Consider the following 16066-nt stretch of genomic DNA (forward strand, 5'->3'; position numbering starts at 1 on the left):
CCGAACGCGACAATCCCGCGGGAACCTGCCGCCGCTGCCACGCCAATCGTCCGGTTGCGACGACTCCCGCGACCGTGAGTCCGCTGAATACTGAAACCGCCCAAGCCAACACAGGTGGCATTAGCATCTCCAGTTGCAGTCGCCAACTGGCCGCTAACTATAGCATTTCCGGACGATTTCCCAGCCGCTGAACAGGTCACGAGCGGGTGGTCTCGCGAGCCCCGCGCCCCCGGCCCGAAGTGCCGTTCGGCACCGGCGCACCTGCGGGCATCCGAACCGGATACCCGCAGGTCAACGCCAAAAAGTCACCGATAGTTGGTGAACTGCAGAGCGATCTCGAAGTCCTTGCCCTTCAGCAGGGAGATCACATCCTGCAGCTGGTCCTTCTTCTTGCCCGACACCCGCAGCTGGTCGCCCTGGATCTGGGCTTGCACGCCCTTCGGGCCCTCGTCGCGAATGAACTTCGCGATCTGCTTCGCCTTGTCCGACGCGATGCCCTGCAGGATCTTGCCGCTGATCTTGTAAATTTTGCCGGAGATCGCGGGCTCGCCGGCTTCGAAGGCCTTCAGCGAGATGTTCCGCTTGATCAGCTTCTCCTTGAAGACCTCCACCGCCGCGAGGGCGCGCTCTTCGGTCTCCGACTCGATCGCGATGGCTTCCTCGCCGGACCAGCTGATGCCGGTTCCGGTGCCGCGGAAGTCGAACCGCGTGCCCAGTTCCTTGCTGGCCTGGTTCAGCGCGTTGTCCACCTCCTGGCGGTCGACCTTGCTCACCACGTCGAAAGAGGGATCCGCCACGTGTCCTCACACCTTGTCTCAGCTCGTCAGGGACCCCCAGCGTAGCGCCGGGGGATCCCGGTTGACCGGCCGTCCGGACCGTTGGGTATCCTTCTTCCCGGCCGGTTCGCCCGGCCATGGCAGGTTACCCAAGCGGCCAAAGGGATCTGACTGTAAATCAGACGGCTCAGCCTTCGGGGGTTCGAATCCCTCACCTGCCACACCGCAGCACCCCGGGACCGACCAGGTCACGGGGTGCTTTTGGGTTACCCGGCCGACACCGGACGCGCTCAGCGTCAGCAGGCGAACTTGGTCGCGTCGCTCGACGGTTTGCAGTGCGCGCCGAACGCGTCCCGCGTGGCCGCCAGGCCGTCCTTGCCCTGGTTGATGTCGCTCGTCATCGTGGTGAAGTCGCCGGACGAGCAGGCGGCGATCGCGGCGCGGAAGTTCTTCTCGGCGCTGTCCATGGGTTGTTTCAGGACATCGGGCCAGGTGGCCGTGTCGGTTTCCAGGCGGGTCTCGTCACCCTGGGCCGCTGTGCAGTCACCGGGCGAGAGTTGCATGGTTTCCGGGTCGAAGGTCCACAGCAGACTGAACGAGGCTCCCGGCGGGGAGCCGGATCCCGCGTCCGTCTGGTACTGGACGTAATCCACTGAACCGCCGGCGCCGGGCTGACTGCCGCCGCCGCAGCCCGCGAGCAGGGCGGACACTGACGCTCCGGCGAGTATGGCCGTTCGCAGCCTGATGGATCGAGTCATGGTGACCCTCCTTGCCTGGCGACGTCGAAGCCGAAATGCTCTGGCAGTCGTCGAAGGCTCTGCCCCTATGTCGGAGAAACCCGCCCGCCCGCTACGGAGGGCTTGACCCTCCTGCGGCAGGAGGCTGCACGCTCGTCGACATGAACGAATTTCGCGGCCCGGTTCCGATGCCCGCCTACGACGCGGTCTCTCCGGGCAACTACCTCGGCTTCTACGGGATGCCGATGTTTCCCAACGTGCCCACCGCCGACCTCGACGCCTCCACTGACTTCTGGCTTCGCGGGCTCGGCTTCGACAACCTTTTCACCCTCCCAGGCCAGGTCGTGCACCTGCGCCGCTGGGCGTTTCAGGACGTGCTGCTCAAGCCAGGGACACCCGCGGCGCCGAGCGAGGCCAGCATCAGTTTCTCCTGTGTGCTCAGCGAACTCGACGAAATCGCCAAGCGGTGTGAGGAAATCACGCCGGGCTGCACGAGCGGGCCGGAGCTGATGCCGTGGAACTCGCGGGAGTTGACGGTCGTCACGCCGGAAGGCACGAGGGTCGTGATGACCGCCGCGGAGCCGATCGACCCGGACGGCCCCGTCGCGGAGGGAATGCGCGCCGTGGGGATCGACGTCCCACGCTCGTGACCTGCGACACTGAGGCCGTGACCGAGCAAGACGGCCTCACTGTCGGACGCACGGCAACCCTCGTCGGCGTGAGTGTGAAAACCCTGCACCACTGGGACGCAGTCGGCCTGGTGCGCCCAAGCGAGCGCACCAGGTCCGGCTACCGCGTGTACTCCGCCGACGACATCGCGCGCCTGCACCGAGTTCTCGTCTACCGCGAACTCGGCTTCCCCCTGTCAGAAATCGGCCGCCTCCTGGACGACCCGACCGCCGACGCACACGCCCACCTGACCCGCCAGCGCCGCGAACTGCGGGAGCGGATCGAGCAACTGGAACACATGGTGTCCGCGGTTGACCGCATGGCGGCGGCCACTCGCGGCGGGATGCAGCTGACGGCGGAGCAGCAGGTCGAGATATTCGGATCCGACTGGAACCCAGAGTGGGTAGACGAGGCCGCAGAACTCTGGGGCGGCACGAAGCAGTGGTCCGAATACCGCGAGCGGACCACCGACCTGACCCCGCAAGACTGGCAGGAAGCCGCAGCCGAACACGAGACCCTCCACACAGACCTCGCCGCAGCACGACGAGCGGGGATCGAACCCGGGACACCAGAGGCGAACACCCTCGCGGAGCGACACCGAGCAACGCTGTCCCGCTACTTCGACTGCACGCATTCGATGCACGTGTGCATCGGCCGAAAGTTCGTGGCCGAGACCGGCTACACGGAGTACTACGACGCGCTGGCACCCGGCCTAGCAACCTGGCTACGGGACGTGATCTTCGCCAACGCGATCACCCACGGAGTAAACCCAGCAACAGCGGTCTGGGAGTAACCAAACCGCAGCCGGTGCACCCACGATCGAGGCACTCAGCCCCTCCCCCGCACCCCGATATGAAGCGTCCCTGCGGTCTGGGGGTGCTTGTCAAGGCATCTTTCCCGCCTTGACAAGCACCCCCAGGCCGTCAGCACACTCAAGCTTCGGGGTGCCCTACGCAACCCCCAGCGATGTTGCCGCCAGGCGACGAGCTCACCGCCCCCGCCGAGCCATTTCTTCAAGCCGCCGAATCCGGTCCTCGATCGGCGGGTGGGTCGAAAACATCTTGCTCAGCCCAGCCCCAGGCCGAAACGGATTAGCAATCATCAAATGCGACTGCGACACCACAGCAGGCTCAGGCGCAAGAGGAGCAGCCCGAGTCCCCATCTCCAACTTCCGCAACGCCGAAGCCAACGCCAACGGATCCCCAGTCAACTCAGCCCCAGAAGCATCAGCCTGATACTCCCGAGACCGACTAACCGCCATCTTGACAACCCCAGCCGCAATAGGCCCAATCAACACCAACAGCAGCGACATAAACGGATTACCCTCGCGATCATTCCCCCCAAAGAAGAACGCGATATTGGCCAACACGCTGACCACACTGGCCAGCGCCCCAGCCACACAAGAGATCAAAATGTCCCGGTTGTACACATGAGACAACTCATGCCCGAGCACCGCCCGCAACTCTCGCTCATCGAGCAGCTCCAAGATCCCCGTAGTGCAGCACACAGCAGCATGCTGCGGATTACGCCCAGTAGCGAAGGCATTAGGCGCCGCAGTAGGACTCACATACAACGAAGGCATCGGCTGCCGCGCTGAAGTAGCCAGCTCCCGCACGATCCGGTACATCGCCGGCTGCTCAACCTCGGACACCGGCCGCGCGTGCATCGCGCGCAGGGCCATCTTCTCGGAGTTGAAGTAGGCGTAGGCGTTCATCCCGAGCGCCACGATCAGCCCGATCACCAGGGCTCCTCGCCCGAACAATCCGCTGATCCCGATGATGATCGCCGAGAGCAGACCGAGCAGCATCGCCGTCTTCAGCCCGTTGTGGTGCTTGTGCACGCGCGCTCGCCTCCGTCCGCTCTGGCAGCTGCCGCAAAGTGGGTTACTCACTGGAAACAACGCGATCGGGGGACCCGAAGTTCCTTCGCATGATCCTGGTCCGAGTTAGGGTCAGCGGGCAACCCAACCGACCGGGGCAGGTGAGCGATGCACGGTTCCCAGTTACCCCGGCGAGGGCTGTTTACACTGGTCAGCGCGGGTGCGGCGACGCTGCTCGGCGGTACCGCGGCAGCGTCCGGGCGGGTCAGCACCGTGCAGGTCGGCGGGACACTTTCGGCGATCGCGGTGAGTCCGGTCACCGGGCTGGTTTACGCGGCCGACCAGGCGTCCGGCACGGTCCTCGTGCTCGATCCGGACGCGGGGAAGGTGGTGTCCGCGCTCGCGGTGGGCGGGGAGCCGAGCGACGTCGTGGTGGGCACCGACCGGATCTACGTCGCCAATCCGCCAGGCGGCACGGTGCTGGCCTTTGACGGCCAGACCCACCGGTTGCTGAGCGTCGTCAGCGCGGGAGCGGGCGCCTCGGCGGTCGCGATCGACCCGCAGGCCAACCTCGTGTACGCGGTGAGCGGCAAGACCGGCACGTTCGCGGTGCTCGACAGCATCAGTCTCACTCAGCAGGACCTGTTGCCCGCGCCGAAGCCGGGCCTCGCCGGGATCGCGCTCGACCGCGGCCGGCGGCGCGCCTACTGCACCAGCCCGACCACGAACTCGGTCGAGATCTGCGACCTCGACCAGGGAGCGTTCACCGCCAGCGTGCCGGTGGGTGCTTCTCCGACGGGGATCGACGTGCACGAATTGAGCGGCTCGGTGTTCGTGGCGAATTCGGCGATTCACCATATGTCCATTGTGGACGGATCAGCGCGGGCCCAAGTCAAGACGGTGCTCTTGCGCAGCGAGGCGTCCTCGCTGGCGGTGCATCAGGGCAGCGACGTCGTGTACACCAACGGCGGGCAAAATGGACTGTCTCGTGTGGATGGACGAACGGAAACCCTGACCGGGGAACTCGGTCTCGGCGTGAATCCGGGCGCCGTGGCGGTGGATCAGCGGACGCGCACGGTGTACGTGACCGATCCTCTGCACGGCACCGTCACCATCGTGCGCGATTTCTGACCGCACACATGAAGTTACTCCAGGTATACGGTGTCCGGTATGGAACTTGGTCTCCAGGTCCCCGACTTCACCGTGCAGGGAGGGACCGCCGCGCTCGGCGAGGAGTTGGCCGCGGCGGAGCGGGCAGCGGACGACGCCGGGTTCGCCTACCTCGCCGTGATGGACCACTTCTTCCAGATTCCCAGCGTCGGCCCGAGCGATCGCCCGATGCTTGAGGCGTACACCACGCTCGGCTATTTCGCCGCGCACACCCGGCGCGCGAAATTGTTCACCTACGTCACTGGCGCGATTTACCGGCATCCCGGCCTGCTCGCGAAAGCGGTCACCACACTCGACGTGCTGTCCGGCGGACGGGCCATGCTCGGCATCGGGGCCGGGTGGAACGAGGAGGAGGCTCGCGGGCTCGGCTTTCCGTTTCCGTCCACTTCGGAGCGGTTCGAGCTGCTCGAGGAGAACCTGCGGTATGTCCGGCAGATGTGGGGCGAGGACGACAAACCGTTCTCCGGCAAGTATTTCACCGCGGACCGGCTGCTCAACAGCCCGCAGCCGCTGGGGCGGCCGCCGATCATGGTCGGTGGCGGCGGCGAAAGGAAAACCCTCCGGCTGGTCGCCAAGTACGGCGACTTCTGCAACCTCGGCAACGGGCCGGACCTCGAACACAAGCTGGACGTGCTGAAGCGGCACTGCGAGGCCGAAGGCCGCGACTATGCCGAGATCACCAAGACCGTTTACCACTATCTGGACATCGGCCCGGCAGGCGAGAAAGCCGGCGGCTTCCTCGCCGAGGCTCGGCGGCTGCACGGGCTCGGCGTGCAAGCCGTGATCGGCCCGTTTCCCGGCGGCACAGACCGGCGACGCATGGAGATTTTCGCGCAAGACATCATTCCGGCGGTTAAGGAGTTGGCATGAAACTGGGGTTGCATCTCGCTCAGCAGACCTGGCCGAACGGCCCGGCGGCGCTCGGCGCGGACCTGGCGCGGGTGGCCCGGACCGCGGACGAGGCCGGGTTCGAATACCTGTCGGTGATGGACCATTTCTTCCAGATTTCCAGCTACGGCCCGCCCGAGCACGAAATGCTGGAAGCCTGGACCACGCTCGGCTTCCTGGCCGCGCACACCGAACGCGTCAAACTGCTCACTCTCGTCACCGGCGTCATTTACCGGCACCCGGGGCTGCTCGCGAAAGCGGCGACGACGCTCGACGTGCTGTCCGGCGGGCGGGCGATCCTCGGCATCGGGGCGGGCTGGAACGAGGAGGAGTCCCGCGCGCTCGGGTTCCGGTTCCCGCCGATGAAGGAGCGCTTCGAGCAACTCGAGGACGCGCTCCGGTACGTCCACCAGATGTGGGCCGAAGGCGACGAACCCTTTACCGGCACGCACGTCAGCGCCGAACGGCTGCTGAACAGCCCGCCGCCGATCCAGCGTCCGCATCCGCCGATCATGATCGGCGGGAGCGGCGAGAAGAAGACGCTGCGGTTCGTCGCGCAATACGGCGACATCTGCAATTTGATGCCCAACTCGGACCTTCCGCGCAAACTGGAGGTCCTGAAGCAGCACTGCGAGGACGTCGGCCGCGATTACTCCGAGATCACGAAAACCGCCGCGGTGCGGCTGGACACCGGTGAAAACGGCGAGAAAACCGGGCAACTGCTGGATGAACTGGGCCGGCTGTCGGAACTCGGGTTCAGCGTCGCGACCGGCTGGGCGGAAGGCGTTCCGGACCCGGCGGTGCTCGAACGGTTCGCCACCGAAGTGATCCCGGCGGCGGAAAAGCTGTGACCCGCTGACGAACGGGTGACGGCTGCGCCATCCGGTGCCAGCCGGTCACCCGTTCGTCACAGCACCTCGCGGCATTCCGCCGCCGTCATTATCTCGGTTCCGAATCGACTCCGGTGAGCTTCCCGGCGCGCTGTAACGACGGCCGGGCGCGGATCGACCTGCCCTACGCAGATCGCGTCGCTACCGGAGGAGCCTGGTACATGACCACATGTCGACTCTGCGGTTCGGAAAGAACCGCCAGCGTGGTCGACCTCGGCGCGACCCCGCCGTGCGAGCGGTTCCTGACCGCCGCGCAGCTGGCCGAACCCGAACCGACTTTCCCGCTGCATCTCGAAGTGTGCACGGAATGCTGGCTCGCGCAGCTCCCGCCGCTGCTCGATCCGGCCGACACTTTCACCGATTACGCGTATTTCTCGTCTTTTTCCACCTCGTGGGTCGAACACGCGAAACGGTTCACCGACGCCGCGGTCGAGCGGCTCGGGCTGACCGACCGGTCTTTCGTCGTCGAGGTCGCCAGCAACGACGGATACCTCCTGAAGCACGTCGTGGAACGCGGAATCCGTTGTCTCGGCGTGGAACCTTCGGTGAACGTCGGGCAGGCCGCGCGCGAGGCCGGGGTGCCGACGCACACCGCGTTCCTCTCCGCGGAGACCGGCCGGGAGGTGCGCGCCGAACACGGTCCGGCCGACCTCGTCGTGGCGAACAACGTCTACGCCCACATTCCGGACATCCGCGGGTTCACCCACGGGCTGCGCGCGCTCGTCGCGGACGACGGCTGGGTGTCGATCGAAGTGCAGCACCTGCTCACGCTGATCGAAAAGAACCAGTACGACACGATCTACCACGAGCATTTCCAGTACTACACCGTCGAATCGGCGAGGCAGGCGCTGGCGACCGGCGGCCTGACCCTGGTCGACGTCGAACTCCTGCCGACGCACGGCGGGTCGATCCGGCTCTGGGCGCGTCCTGCCGAAGCCGCCGGGGAGCCGAGCGCCCGGATGACCGACGTGCTGGCGCGGGAGAAGGCGGCCGGGCTGCACGAGCTGTCCGGGTACACCGAATTCGCCGACCGGGTCACCCGTGTCCGGATCGAATTGCTCGAATTTCTCCTCGCCGCCCGGAAAGCCGGGAAAACGGTCGTCGGGTACGGCGCGCCCGGCAAGGGCAACACCCTGCTGAACCACTGCGGCATCCGGCCGGACCTGCTGGCCTACACGGTGGACCGCAATCCGTACAAGCACGGCCGGTTCACGCCGGGCACCCGGATCCCGGTCGTGGAGCCGGACCGGATCGCGGCCGACCGGCCGGACTACGTGCTCGTCCTGCCCTGGAACCTGCGGGACGAATTGACCGAGCAGCTTTCCTACGTCGGCGCGTGGGGCGGCAAGCTCGTCTTCCCGATTCCGCGCCTGGAAATCGTCGAGGTGGCAGTGAAGTGAAGGTCGTTCTGTTCTGCGGCGGGTACGGCATGCGGATGCGCAGCAGCGAGGCGTCCGACGTGCCCAAGCCGATGGCGATGGTCGGTCCCCGGCCGCTGATCTGGCACGTGATGCGCTACTACGCGCATTTCGGGCACACCGAGTTCGTGCTGTGCCTCGGCTACGGCGCGCACCACATCAAGGACTTCTTCCTGCACTACGAGGAAACGACGTCCAACGATTTCGTGCTGCGCGGCGGGAAGCCGGAACTGCTGTCCACCGACATCGCCGACTGGACGATCTCCTTCGTGCAGACCGGCATCGAATCGCCGATCGGCGAACGGCTCCGCCGGGTGCGCGACCACCTCGACGGCGACGAGATGTTCCTCGCCAACTACGCCGACGTCCTCACCGATGCGCCGCTGGACAACATCGTCGAGCGGTTCCGGAACACCGACGCGGGCGCTTCGATGCTCGTCGTGCCGCCGCAGTCGTCGTTCCACTGCGTCGAGATGGACGAGGGCGGCCTGATCGGCGCGATCACTCCGGTCAGCGAACTCCCGTTGTGGGAGAACGGCGGCTATTTCGTGCTGCGGCAGGAGATTTTCGACCACATCCCGGAGAACGGCGACCTGGTCGCCGACGGCTGCGGCGAACTCGCCAAGCGCGGCCGGCTGCTCGCCTACCCCTATCGCGGGTTCTGGAAGCCGACCGACACGGTCAAGGAACGCTACGCGCTCGACGCCGCGTACACGCACGGCGACCGGCCGTGGGCGTTGTGGGAACGCGAAAAGGTGCACTCGTGATCCGCCTCGGCGCCGAGCTGAAGAGCATCGTCGTGCTCGGCGCGCATTGCGACGACATCGCCATCGGCGCGGGTGGCACGCTCCTCGAGATCTGCGGACAGCGTCCCGGGCTTCAGGTCGACGCGCTGGTGCTGTCCGGCGGCGGCACCGACCGGGAGACCGAGGAACGCGCCGCACTGGCCGCGTTCTGCCCGGGTGCCGAGCTGAACGCCACGGTGCTCAAGCTGCCTGACGGTCGCCTCCCCTCGCATTGGGAGGAAGCCAAGAACGCGCTGGAAGACCTCCGCCGCCGCACCGATCCGGACGTCGTGTTCGCGCCGCGCACCATCGACGCGCACCAAGACCACCGCGGGCTCGCCCAGCTCGTGCCCACGGTGTTCCGCGGTCATCTGACGCTGGGCTACGAGATCGTCAAATGGGACGGGGACCTCGGACGGCTGCCCGCCTACGCGCCGCTGTCCGACGACGTGATGCAGCGCAAGATCGAATTGCTGCACGAGCATTACGGCTCTCAGCAGCACCGGCCGTGGTACGACCGCGAGGCCTTCCTCGGCCTCGCGCGGATTCGCGGAATCGAATGCCAAGAACGCTATGCCGAGGCGTTCGAGGCGAACAAACTCGTCATCGACCTAAGGGGCTGAAGGCATGCGCGTGCTGCTCACGGGGCACACGGGATATCTGGGCACGGTGATGGCACCGGTGCTCGCCGCGGCGGGACACGAGGTCATCGGCCTCGACTCGGGCTTGTTCGCCGCTTGTGTGCTCGGCCCGGCCCCGCACGATCCGGTCGGGCTCGCCGTTGACCTGCGAGACGTGAAAGCCCAGCACCTGCAGGGTTTCGACGCGGTGATCCACCTCGCCGCGCTGTCCAACGACCCGCTCGGCTCGCTCGCCCCCGAGCTGACCTACGATATCAACCACCACGCGTCGGTGAAGCTCGCGAAACTCGCGAAGGAGGCCGGGGTTTCCCGGTTCCTCTACGCCTCGACCTGCTCCGTCTACGGCGCTTCCGGTGGCAGTGGCCTGGTCGACGAGGACGCCCCGCTCCGTCCGGTCACGCCGTACGCGGAGTCGAAGGTCCGCGTGGAGGCCGAGGTTTCCGAACTGGCCGACGACGACTTCACCCCGGTGTATATGCGCAACGCCACCGCGTTCGGCTTCTCGCCGCGGCTGCGCGCCGACATCGTGTTGAACAACCTGGTCGGCCACGCTTACCTGTCCGGCGAGGTCCTCGTGCTCTCCGACGGGACGCCGTGGCGGCCGCTGGTGCACGCCGACGACATCGCCCACGCCTTCACCGCCGCTCTCGAAGCGCCGCGCGAAGCCGTGCACAACAAGGCGTTCAACATCGGCACCGAGCGCAACAACGTGACGGTCGCCGAGATCGCCGAAGAGGTCGTCGCGGTGGTGCCCGGTTCCAAGCTGCGGATCACCGGCGAGGCCGGGGCCGACCCGCGCTCCTACCGCGTCGATTTCTCCCGGTTCCGCGAGGCGGTCCCGTCCTTCGACTGCAAGTGGGGCGTGAAAGACGGTGCGCTGCAACTGTTCGACGCCTACCGCCGCAACAGCCTGACCCAGGAACAGTTCCAGCACCGCTTCACCCGGCTGAACTGGTTGAGCGACCGGCAGGCCGCCGGAGCGGTCGACGCCACCCTGCGGCACGCCTGATGCGCACGGGGCCCGAGATGCACGCTCTGGTGGAACGGTTGTACCCGTTCTGCCGGAGCATCACCGGCGACGGCGTACGGCAGACCCTTGCCGTCATCGGCGAGCACCTCCCGCTCGACCGGTACGAAGTGCCCAGCGGCACCGAGGTGCTGGACTGGACCGTGCCGCCGGAATGGAACATCCGCGACGCGTTCGTCGCGGATTCCTCCGGACGGCGGGTGATCGACTTCCGGAAGTCGAACCTGCACGTGGTCGGCTACAGCGTCCCGGTCGACCGGGTCGTCACCCTGACCGAACTGCGCACACACCTGCACACGCTGCCGCAGCAGCCGTCGTTGATCCCGTATCGCACCAGTTACTACTCCCCCACCTGGGGTTTCTGCCTCGCGCAGGACGTGCTCGACACGCTGCCCGAAGGCGACTATCACGTCAAAATCGACTCGACACTCGCCGACGGCCACCTCACCTACGGCGAGCACGTGGTGCCGGGCGAGGTGTCCGACGAGGTGCTCGTCTCGTGCCATCTCTGCCATCCGTCGCTGGCCAACGACAACCTCGCCGGTATCGCCGTCGCCGTCGCGCTCGCGCAGGCGCTGGCCGAGGAGAAGCCTTATTACACCTACCGGTTCCTGTTCATGCCCGGCACGATCGGCGCGATCACCTGGCTGGCGCGCAATGCCGAGCGCATCGAGCAGGTCAAGCACGGCGTCGTGCTGGCCTGCGCCGGCGACCGGGGTTCGCTGACCTACAAGCGCAGCCGGCGCGGGGACGCCGACATCGACCGCGTCTTCGCGCACATCCTCAAGGACAAACCGCACGAGATCCGCGATTTCTCGCCGTACGGCTACGACGAGCGCCAGTTCTGCTCCCCCGGGTTCAACCTCGGGGTCGGCTCGCTCACCCGCACGCCGTACGCGGGCTACCCGGAGTACCACACCTCGGCGGACAACCCGTCCTTCGTCGATCCGGACTCGATGGCCGACACCCTCGACACGCTGCGGACGGCGTTTTCCGTGCTGGACCGCAACCGGCGCTACGTGAACCTCAGCCCGTACGGCGAACCGCAGCTCGGCAAGCGCGGACTGTACGACTCGCTCGGCGGGCGCAGCGACGCAAAGGAAGCGCAGCTGGCCATGCTGTGGGTGCTCAGCCTCTCCGACGGCGACCACAGCCTCCTCGACATCGCCGAACGGGCGGACCTGCCGTTCGGTGCCGTAGCCGCGGCGGCTGATGCCCTTCAAGCCGCCGGACTGCTGAAGGAGTGAGGCCGTGCCGTCGATCCTGCGTTCGCGAGCCGTCCGCGCGATGGCGGGACGGCTCAGCTGGGGCCTTGGAGACCAGGCCGTTTCGAGCCTGACCAACTTCGTGGTCGGCCTGTACGTCGCGCGCTCGCTCGGCGCGACGGCGTTCGGCCTGTTCAGCATCGCGTGGGTGACGTACGGCGTCATTCTCAACATCTCGCGCGGCCTCGCCACCGACCCGCTGATGGTGCGCTTCTCCGGCGTTGCCAGGGCGAGCTGGCGGACCGCGGTGGGCCAGGCGGTCGGGACCGCGCTCGTCGTGGGAGTCGCTTCCGGGCTGGTCAGTGTCCTTTTTGGACTCGTGGTCGGGGGTTCGCTCGGGGCGGCGTTCGTCGCGCTCGGGGTGGTGCTGCCGTTCTTGCTCGTGCAGGACTCCTGGCGGTTCGGGTTCTTCGCGCAGGGCACCGGGCACAAGGCGTTCCTCAACGACGGGATCCAGGCCGTCGCGTTGTTCCCGGCGCTCGTTCTCGCCGCGCGCTACGACACCGTGGTCGCGTTCCTGCTGGCCTGGGGCTGTTCCGCCGGGGTCGCGGCCGCGTTCGGCTGGGTCCAGACGAGCGTCCTGCCGCGGCTCAGCGGAGTGCGCACGTGGCTGCGGGACCATCGCGACCTGGGCGTGCGGTACCTCGTGGAGAACGTCAGCAACAGCGGTTCGTCGCAGCTGCGGGCGTACGGGCTGGGCGCGATTTCCGGGCTGGCCGCGGTCGGCACGGTGCGCGGCGCGGAACAGCTGCTCGGGCCGTTTCTCGCGCTGCTCATGGGACTTTCCCTCGTCACTGTCGCCGAGGGAGCGCGGGTGCTCCGGCAGTCGCCGCATCGGCTGTGGCACTTCTGCGTGGTGCTCGGTGCCGCACAGGCCGCAGCTGCCTTGATCTGGGGACTCGGGCTGTGGTTCTTCGTCCCCGAAGACGCCGGACGGTTCGTGCTCGGTTCGCTGTGGGACAGCTCGTCGCTGCTGGTCCCGGCGGTCACGATGGCGGTCGTCGGCGCGAGCTTCACCACCGGCGCGACGGCCGGGCTGCGCGCGCTCGGGATGGCGCGGCGGAGCTTGCGGTCACAGCTGATCGCATCCGCGTGTTACGTCGTGTTCGGCCTGATCGGGGCCGTGCTCGGCGGTGCGGCCGGCTCGGAGTGGGGCGTCGCGGCCGCCACGCTCACCGGATCGGCCGTGTGGTGGTGGCAGTTGCGCAGCGCGCTCCGCGACCACTTCGCGGCGGTGCCGGAGTTTCCCGCCGCTTCAGGTTCATTCAGCCAAGCAGAACTCCATTCGGCTTCCGAGGAGATGAAACCGGCATGAGCACGGTGCCCCGGCTGACCATCGGTCTGCCCGTCTACAACGGAGAGGAATTCCTCAGCGAAGCACTCGACGCGCTGCTCGGGCAGACCTACGAGGACTTCGAACTGATCATCTCCGACAACGCCTCCGAAGACGGCACGGAAGAGATCGCCCGGAAGTACGCGCAGGAGGACTCGCGGATCCGGTATCTGCGCCAGCAGCGCAACATCGGCGCGACCCCGAACCACAACGTCCTGCTCGACCAGGCGCGCGGCGAGCTGTTCAAGTGGGCGTCGCACGACGATCTCTACGGCCGGGAGCTGCTGGCGAAGTGCGTCGAAGCGCTCGACGCGCGGCCGGAGATGATCCTCGCGCACTCGCATCAGGCGATCATCGACGAGAACGGCGCGGTGACGGTGCCGCTGGACTACCGGCACAAGACGGACGCGCCGCGACCGTCGGTGCGGTTCAAGAGCCTGCTGTTCGAGCCGGGTGGGGACGATTTCTACGGTGTGATGCGCACGGCGGCGCTGCGTCGCGCCACCCCGATGGACAGCTACCACCACGCCGATCGCACGTATGTGGCTGAGCTGGCGCTGCACGGGCCGTTCTATCAAGTGCCTGAGCTGCTGTACTTCCGCCGCGATCACCCGGACCGGGCGGAGCGCGCGAACCCGAGCAAGCGCTCCCGGTGCGCGAATCTCGATCCGAAGCGCGGCAACGCTCTCACGAACCCGACCGCGCGGCTGCTCGCCGAGTACGTGTGGGGTTTCGTGCACGGGATCCGCTCCGCGCCGCTGTCGTCGGGCGAACGCCGCGCCTGCTACCTCGCGCTGGTGGAGTGGTTCGCCAGCCGGGCCCGGCCGGGCGGAGGCGGGGAACGCGTCGAGGACCGGGCTCCGGTGCACGCGGCCGAGCTGAATCTCACGGTCGACCGCGTGGTCGCCGGGCGCGAACGGCGGGTGCCGTGACCGTTCGGGTCGGGGTCTTCGGACTTCTCGGTTCAGGCAACCTCGGCAACGACGGCTCGCTGGAAGCGGTGCTCGGCTTCCTGCGGACGGAACATCCGTACGCGAAGGTGTCCGCGTTCTGTGGTGGGGCGGACACCATTCGCGCGCGGTACGGGATCCCTGCGGTGCGGCTTAACTGGTACAGCGGCGAGTACCGGCACGCGTCCGGGCTGCGGTCGATCGCGACCAAAGCCCTCGGGAAGGTCATCGACGTTTTCCGCACAGCCTGGTGGGTGCGGCGGCAGAACGTGGTGATCGTCCCCGGCATGGGCGTGCTGGAGGCGACGCTTCCGTTGCGGCCGTGGGGATTCCCGTACGCACTGTTCCTGCTTTCGCTGTGCGGGCGGCTGGGGCGGACGAAGGTCGCGCTGGTCAGCGTGGGCGCCGACCGGATTCGGGTGCCAGCCACGCGGTTTCTGGTGCGGTATGCGTCCCAGCTAGCGGCGTATCGGTCCTTCCGTGATGAGCTGTCGCGTTCGGCGATGGCGGACATGGGGGTGCGGGTCACCAATGACCGCGTTTATCCCGATCTTGCCTTTGCCTTGCCGACTCCGGCCGCCGTCGAGGATCCGCGGGCGGTTGGTATCGGTGTGATGGCGTACTACGGCGGCAACGACGATCGTGCGCGCGGTGACGAGATTTACCGGGCGTACGTGGATGCGATGACCGAGTTCGTGCGGTATCTGGTTCGCCAGGAACGTCCGGTCCGGCTCTTCATCGGGGACCGGATCGATCTTGAAGTGGTGGACGAGATCGTCGAAACGGTCGACTCTCCGCTGCTCTCCGCTGCTGTCCCCGGCACGCTGGACGAGCTGATGCGCTCGATGGCCGAAGTAGGCACGGTCGTGGCTACTCGGTACCACAATGTGTTGTGCGCGTTGAAGGTCGGGAGGCCGACGGTCGCGATTGGATACGCGAAGAAGAACGACGTGCTGATGGCCGAAATGGGGCTCGGCGAGTTTTGCCAGGAGGCCCGCGCGGTCGACGTGCCGCGGTTGATCAAGCAGTTCGAGGAATTGCAGCGGCGGGCACCGGAGCTCAAGGCGGAACTCGCCGCTCGCAACGAGGAATGCAACCAGCAACTGAAGGACCAGTTCGCCCTGTTGTCGAGGTCGCTCATTCCCGCGGAGGTGTCGTGAAAGCCGTTCCCGTTCCGTCGATCTCGGGTGTGTGGCTGTTCCAGCCGACGCCGCACCGAGACGACCGCGGTTTCTTTTCGCGGACCTTCGACGCCGAGGTCGCCCGGTCGGCCGGGATCGATCCGGACGGTTTCGCGCAGGACAGCGTGTCCCGCTCGGTCCGCGGCGTGGTGCGCGGGATGCACCTGCGCTCCGGGGCGGGCGAGGCGAAACTGGTGCGCTGTTCGTTCGGCGAGGTGTTCGACGTCGTGGTCGACCTGCGGCGGGACTCGCCGACTTTCCGTTCCATGGAAACGTTTCACCTCTCCGGCGACACCCAGGAGAGCATCTACATCCCGGCCGGATGCGCACACGGTTTCCAGGCGCTGAGCGACGTCGCCGACGTGTCGTACCGGATCGACCGCGCGCACGACCCGTCCGAGGACGTCGCCATCGCGCACGACGACCCGGAGCTCGCCATCCCGTGGCCGCTGCCCGCGGCACTGCTGTCCGAACGCGACGCATCGGCCCCTTCGCTGGCCGACGCCTTGAGGTGACC

At 67.1% G+C, this 16066-nt stretch carries 17 protein-coding genes and 1 tRNA gene; 15 read left to right on the forward strand and 3 right to left on the reverse strand.

Annotation, left to right across the window (positions count from 1 at the left end; genetic code table 11):
• Positions 1-305 precede the first annotated feature (305 nt).
• On the reverse strand, positions 306-797 hold the full coding sequence (locus tag AB5I40_RS23500) for a YajQ family cyclic di-GMP-binding protein (protein ID WP_370932244.1): 492 nt from the start codon (positions 795-797) through the stop codon (positions 306-308).
• Positions 798-915: 118 nt separating this feature from the next.
• Between AB5I40_RS23500 and AB5I40_RS23505 the strand changes: the two genes are divergently transcribed.
• A tRNA-Tyr gene (locus AB5I40_RS23505) sits at positions 916-997 on the forward strand.
• 75 nt (positions 998-1072) lie between these two features.
• Here the strand turns inward: AB5I40_RS23505 and AB5I40_RS23510 are convergent.
• Positions 1073-1534, reverse strand: a complete 462-nt coding sequence (locus AB5I40_RS23510) for a hypothetical protein (protein WP_370932245.1) — start codon at positions 1532-1534, stop codon at positions 1073-1075.
• Between the two features lie 140 nt (positions 1535-1674).
• Here AB5I40_RS23510 and AB5I40_RS23515 point away from each other — a divergent pair, with 140 nt between their 5' ends.
• Both AB5I40_RS23515 and AB5I40_RS23520 read left to right on the forward strand, forming a co-directional pair.
• Complete coding sequence (locus AB5I40_RS23515) at positions 1675-2163, forward strand: VOC family protein (RefSeq protein WP_370932246.1); 489 nt, start codon at positions 1675-1677, stop codon at positions 2161-2163.
• Between the two features lie 17 nt (positions 2164-2180).
• Positions 2181-2975 carry a MerR family transcriptional regulator gene (locus AB5I40_RS23520; protein ID WP_370932247.1) on the forward strand — a complete coding sequence of 265 codons (795 nt, stop codon included), beginning with the start codon at positions 2181-2183 and terminating at the stop codon, positions 2973-2975.
• A gap of 195 nt (positions 2976-3170) precedes the next feature.
• Here the strand turns inward: AB5I40_RS23520 and htpX are convergent, their stop codons facing one another.
• Entirely contained in the window at positions 3171-4022 is an 852-nt protein-coding gene (gene htpX / locus AB5I40_RS23525; protein ID WP_370932248.1) for a zinc metalloprotease HtpX, read from the reverse strand.
• A 147-nt stretch (positions 4023-4169) separates the two neighbouring features.
• On the opposite strand from htpX, the gene AB5I40_RS23530 reads away from it, so the two are divergent.
• The 12 genes from AB5I40_RS23530 (at position 4170) to rfbC (ending at position 16064) form a co-directional block, all read left to right on the forward strand.
• The gene (locus tag AB5I40_RS23530) at positions 4170-5132 is read left to right on the forward strand and encodes a YncE family protein (protein WP_370932249.1); all 963 of its coding nucleotides are present in this window, start codon (positions 4170-4172) and stop codon (positions 5130-5132) included.
• Between the two features lie 39 nt (positions 5133-5171).
• Positions 5172-6041 carry an LLM class F420-dependent oxidoreductase gene (locus AB5I40_RS23535; protein WP_370932250.1) on the forward strand — a complete coding sequence of 290 codons (870 nt, stop codon included), beginning with the start codon at positions 5172-5174 and terminating at the stop codon, positions 6039-6041.
• Positions 6038-6910 (forward strand): LLM class F420-dependent oxidoreductase, encoded by an 873-nt coding sequence (locus AB5I40_RS23540; protein ID WP_370932251.1) that lies wholly within the window; start codon positions 6038-6040, stop codon positions 6908-6910. Before AB5I40_RS23535 ends, AB5I40_RS23540 begins: the two co-directional genes overlap by 4 nt.
• A gap of 200 nt (positions 6911-7110) precedes the next feature.
• Positions 7111-8349: a methyltransferase domain-containing protein gene (locus tag AB5I40_RS23545; protein ID WP_370932252.1), complete on the forward strand. Its 1239-nt coding sequence runs from the start codon at positions 7111-7113 to the stop codon at positions 8347-8349.
• Positions 8346-9134 (forward strand): glucose-1-phosphate cytidylyltransferase, encoded by a 789-nt coding sequence (locus tag AB5I40_RS23550; protein WP_370932253.1) that lies wholly within the window; start codon positions 8346-8348, stop codon positions 9132-9134. The genes AB5I40_RS23545 and AB5I40_RS23550 overlap by 4 nt, the downstream gene beginning before the upstream one ends.
• Positions 9131-9775: a PIG-L deacetylase family protein gene (locus tag AB5I40_RS23555; protein ID WP_370932254.1), complete on the forward strand. Its 645-nt coding sequence runs from the start codon at positions 9131-9133 to the stop codon at positions 9773-9775. Before AB5I40_RS23550 ends, AB5I40_RS23555 begins: the two co-directional genes overlap by 4 nt.
• 4 nt (positions 9776-9779) lie before the next feature.
• Positions 9780-10802, forward strand: coding sequence for an NAD-dependent epimerase/dehydratase family protein (locus AB5I40_RS23560; protein ID WP_370932255.1), 1023 nt, complete (start codon positions 9780-9782; stop codon positions 10800-10802).
• The gene (locus AB5I40_RS23565) at positions 10802-12067 is read left to right on the forward strand and encodes a DUF4910 domain-containing protein (protein WP_370932256.1); all 1266 of its coding nucleotides are present in this window, start codon (positions 10802-10804) and stop codon (positions 12065-12067) included. The genes AB5I40_RS23560 and AB5I40_RS23565 overlap by 1 nt, the downstream gene beginning before the upstream one ends.
• A 40-nt stretch (positions 12068-12107) precedes the next feature.
• The gene (locus AB5I40_RS23570; RefSeq protein WP_370940586.1) at positions 12108-13400 is read left to right on the forward strand and encodes a hypothetical protein; all 1293 of its coding nucleotides are present in this window, start codon (positions 12108-12110) and stop codon (positions 13398-13400) included.
• Positions 13397-14350, forward strand: coding sequence for a glycosyltransferase family 2 protein (locus tag AB5I40_RS23575; protein ID WP_370932257.1), 954 nt, complete (start codon positions 13397-13399; stop codon positions 14348-14350). The genes AB5I40_RS23570 and AB5I40_RS23575 overlap by 4 nt, the downstream gene beginning before the upstream one ends.
• A complete protein-coding gene (locus tag AB5I40_RS23580; RefSeq protein ID WP_370932258.1) occupies positions 14347-15528 on the forward strand; it encodes a polysaccharide pyruvyl transferase family protein in 1182 nt (393 codons plus the stop codon). The genes AB5I40_RS23575 and AB5I40_RS23580 overlap by 4 nt, the downstream gene beginning before the upstream one ends.
• A complete protein-coding gene (gene rfbC, locus AB5I40_RS23585) occupies positions 15525-16064 on the forward strand; it encodes a dTDP-4-dehydrorhamnose 3,5-epimerase (protein WP_370932259.1) in 540 nt (179 codons plus the stop codon). Before AB5I40_RS23580 ends, rfbC begins: the two co-directional genes overlap by 4 nt.
• Positions 16065-16066: the final 2 nt, after the last annotated feature.

Source organism: Amycolatopsis sp. cg13 (assembly GCF_041346965.1).
Classification (GTDB): domain Bacteria; phylum Actinomycetota; class Actinomycetes; order Mycobacteriales; family Pseudonocardiaceae; genus Amycolatopsis.